Raw genomic sequence first — 3,458 nt, forward strand, 5'->3', positions numbered from 1 at the left:
TGATCCTCACCGCGATCGTCATCACCGCCGGCGTCGGGGCCTTCATCCTGGCGTTGGCCTACCGCTCCTACCAGTTCACCACCGCCGACGAGGTCGCCGACGACGCCGAGGACACCAAGATCGCCAAGCGCTCGCCCACCGACGCCTGGTCGGCACCCGACCGGGACCTGTCCGACGACCACACCACCGGTCAACCCACCGAGCTGGGAGACCACGTCGACTACGACGACGAGGACCTGGAGGAGGCCGAGGCGGAAGCCGAAGCGGAGGCCCGCGCCCGCGCCGCTGCCGCCTCGCGCGACCGCAGGCGGACGAGGCGCGACGACGGAACCCCGGACGACGGAAAGGAGGGTGGCCGGTGATCTCCCCCGAACTGTTCGGCTACCTCATCCCGTCCGTCGTTCTGATCCCCCTGCTCGCCGCGGCGCTGTGCCTGGTGGTCTCCCGCCGTCCCCGGGTCCAGAACATCATCACCATCGTCACCCTCACCGGGGTGCTGGTCATCGCCGGCATCCTGCTGGTGCTCACCGACCAACACGGCGTGCACACCGTGCAGGTGGGCGGCTGGGACGCACCCGTCGGGATCACCCTCGTGGCGGACCGGCTCAGCGCCCTCATGCTCTGCGTGTCGGCCATCGTGCTGCTGACGGTGATCATCTACGCCGTGGGGCAGGGCGTCCGCGACGGGGAGGGCGACCAACCGACCTCGATCTTCCTCCCCACCTACCTGGCGCTCGCGGCGGGACTGAACGCGGCGTTCATCGCCGGCGACCTGTTCAATCTGTTCGTCGGGTTCGAGATGCTGCTGGCCGCGTCCTACGTCCTGCTCACGCTCGGCGCCAGCCAGGAACGAGTCCGCGCGGGGGTCTCCTACACCGTCGTGTCGATGGTGTCGTCGATGGTGTTCCTGCTGGGCATCGCGCTGACCTACTCGGCGGCGGGCACGCTGAACCTTGCCCAGCTGTCCATCCGGATGGCCGAGGTCCCGGACGGGCTGCGCAACACGATCTTCGCCGTGTTCCTGGTGGCGTTCGGCATCAAGGCCGCGGTCTTCCCGCTCTCGACCTGGCTGCCCGACTCCTACCCGACCGCGCCCGCGCCGGTCACCGCGGTGTTCGCGGGACTGTTGACCAAGGTCGGCGTCTACGCGATCATCCGCTTCCACACCCTCGTGTTCCCCGGCGGCTCCATGGACGGCGTCCTGCTGGTGTCGGGACTGCTGACGATGGTCATCGGCATCCTCGGCGCGATCGCACAGTCGGACATCAAACGAATACTGTCGTTCACCCTCGTCAGCCACATCGGGTACATGATCTTCGGCATCGCCCTGTCGACCGGCTACGGGCTGAGTGCGGCGATCTACTACGTCGGGCACCACATCATCGTGCAGACCACCCTGTTCCTGGTGGTCGGACTGATCGAGCGGCAGGCCGGGTCGTCCTCCCTGCGCCGCCTGGGCTCGCTCGCCGTGGCCAGCCCCGTCCTCGCCGTCGTCTTCCTCATCCCCGCCCTCAACCTCGGCGGGATCCCGCCCTTCTCCGGCTTCATCGGCAAGCTCGCGGTGGTCCAGGCCGGTGCCGAGGTCGGCGGACCGCTCATGTGGGTGCTCATTGCCGGGGCCATGGTCACCAGCCTGCTCACGCTCTACGTGGTGGTCCGCGTGTGGTCCAAGGCGTTCTGGCGCCCCCGCGCCGACGCCCCCGAGGGCGCGGTCGCCCTGGCCAAGCCGCTGGCCCTGCTGCCCTCCGACGAGTACGTGGAGTTCGACGAGCGCGAGGAGGTGGGCCGGATGCCGTTGAGCATGCTCGCCCCCACCATGGCCCTCATCGTGGTCTCCTTGTTGATGACGGTCTTCGCCGGCCCGCTGCTCGGGGTCACCGACCGGGCTGCCGAGAGCCTCATGGAGCGACATGACTACCTGGACACCATCCCCCTCGATTCCACGCCCGAACGCTACGTCGACTCCGTGACGGGGGTGCGCTGACATGGCCCGCAGGATGAGAGTCCGTCTCGACCCCCGGGTCGTCGGCTCACGAGTGTTCATGATGCTGTGGCTGACGGTCGCCTGGGTCATGCTCTGGGGGCCGGTCGAGGTCGGCACGATCGTCGCCGGGGTGCTCGTCGCGATCGTGGTGATGGTGCTGCTCCCGCTCCCGCGCGTCCCGGTGGAGGGTCTTCTCAGGCCCGTCTCCACGGTGTGGCTGGTGATCGTGGTGGCCTATTACCTCGTCCGCTCGTCGATCGCCGTGGCGTGGCTGTCCGTGCGCCCGCAGGCTCCGCCCCGGTCCGCCGTGCTCAGGGCACCGATGCAGCTCAAGTCGGACTTCACCCTCGCCCTGGCCGTCAACACCCTGAACCTCATGCCCGGCGGCATCGTCGTGCGCGTCGACCCGGTCGCGCGGTACGTGTACGTCCACGTCCTGGACGCCGGGAGTCCCGAGGCGGTCGAGAGGTTCCGTCGCCAGACCGCCCACGTGGAACAGTTGTACGTGCGCGCATTCGAACGTCCCGAGGACTGGCGACCCAGCCCGCAGCACTATTGCGCCCCCGCAGAGGAATACGGGACCAGCGGCCCCGAGCGCGTTGACGACCGCGACCGCCCACCCGAGCCCGTACGAGACAGCGAGGAGCACCGATGAGCCTGTCACTGCTGCTGTGGAGCGCGGCCGTGGTCGCCCTGACGCTCGCACTGTTCACCACGATGATCCGGCTGATCGGTGGACCCAACACCCTCGACCGGCTGATCTCCCTGGACATGCTCGCCGCCATCGCGCAGTGCGGGGTCGGGGTGTACATCGCCTGGAGCAAGGACACCACCGCCGCGGCCGCCCTCGTGGCGTTGGCGCTGGTCGCGTTCCTCGGATCGGTGTCCGTGGCCCGGTTCCGGGTCAGCGACTCCACCGGCGTCCACAAGGAGGCCCTCACATGACCGACGACCCCCGGGAGATCGTCTCCGCGCTGTTCGTCCTCGCCGGTGCGCTGCTCACCCTCGCCAGCGCCATCGGGCTGGTGCGCTTCCGCGACACCCTGAGCCGGATGCACCCGGCCGCCAAGCCACAGGTGCTGGGCCTGGTGCTCGTGCTGTTCGGCGCCAGCGTCCGGATCTTCCCGCACATCGACCTGGGAATGCTCCTGCTGGCCGGGATCGTGGCCGTGTGCACCGCCCCGGTGATCGCCAACCGCGTGGGAAACCTGGCGTATCACGAGAGCGTCGAGGACGGCACCATCACCCACGAGGCCCCGGTCCTGGAGAAGTTCCAGGCGAGCGAGGCCAATCGCAAGAACACGCCCTGACCGAGTCCCACCCGGCCGGCCCCCGGTATCCGCTCCGGCGCCTGCGCTCCAGGACACAGCCGCTCCCGGCCATGCTCTGGCACCTGCCCCGAGGTACGCGCGCGTGTACAGGCCCGGGGGCCGACGACTCGAGCCCCGCTCCCCTTCGCGGGGGCGGGGCTCGT

4 protein-coding genes and 1 pseudogene are annotated in these 3,458 nt (G+C 69.4%); all 5 read left to right on the forward strand.

Translation table 11 applies throughout. From position 1 onward, the window contains the following. Positions 1 to 362 (forward strand): annotated as a pseudogene (locus G6017_RS05165) (Na(+)/H(+) antiporter subunit C); the annotation flags it as partial. Further along, the gene (locus G6017_RS05170; RefSeq protein ID WP_182616243.1) at positions 359 to 1,984 is read left to right on the forward strand and encodes a Na+/H+ antiporter subunit D; all 1,626 of its coding nucleotides are present in this window, start codon (positions 359 to 361) and stop codon (positions 1,982 to 1,984) included. The pseudogene G6017_RS05165 and the gene G6017_RS05170, both read left to right, overlap by 4 nt. 58 nt (positions 1,985 to 2,042) lie before the next feature. Beyond that, positions 2,043 to 2,639, forward strand: coding sequence for a Na+/H+ antiporter subunit E (locus G6017_RS05175; RefSeq protein WP_241731382.1), 597 nt, complete (start codon positions 2,043 to 2,045; stop codon positions 2,637 to 2,639). After that, positions 2,636 to 2,929: a monovalent cation/H+ antiporter complex subunit F gene (locus G6017_RS05180; RefSeq protein WP_182610648.1), complete on the forward strand. Its 294-nt coding sequence runs from the start codon at positions 2,636 to 2,638 to the stop codon at positions 2,927 to 2,929. The genes G6017_RS05175 and G6017_RS05180 overlap by 4 nt, the downstream gene beginning before the upstream one ends. Continuing rightward, complete coding sequence (locus G6017_RS05185) at positions 2,926 to 3,294, forward strand: cation:proton antiporter (RefSeq protein ID WP_182610647.1); 369 nt, start codon at positions 2,926 to 2,928, stop codon at positions 3,292 to 3,294. The genes G6017_RS05180 and G6017_RS05185 overlap by 4 nt, the downstream gene beginning before the upstream one ends. Positions 3,295 to 3,458: the final 164 nt, after the last annotated feature.

The organism is Dietzia sp. B44, from assembly GCF_014145245.1.
Lineage (GTDB): Bacteria > Actinomycetota > Actinomycetes > Mycobacteriales > Mycobacteriaceae > Dietzia > Dietzia natronolimnaea.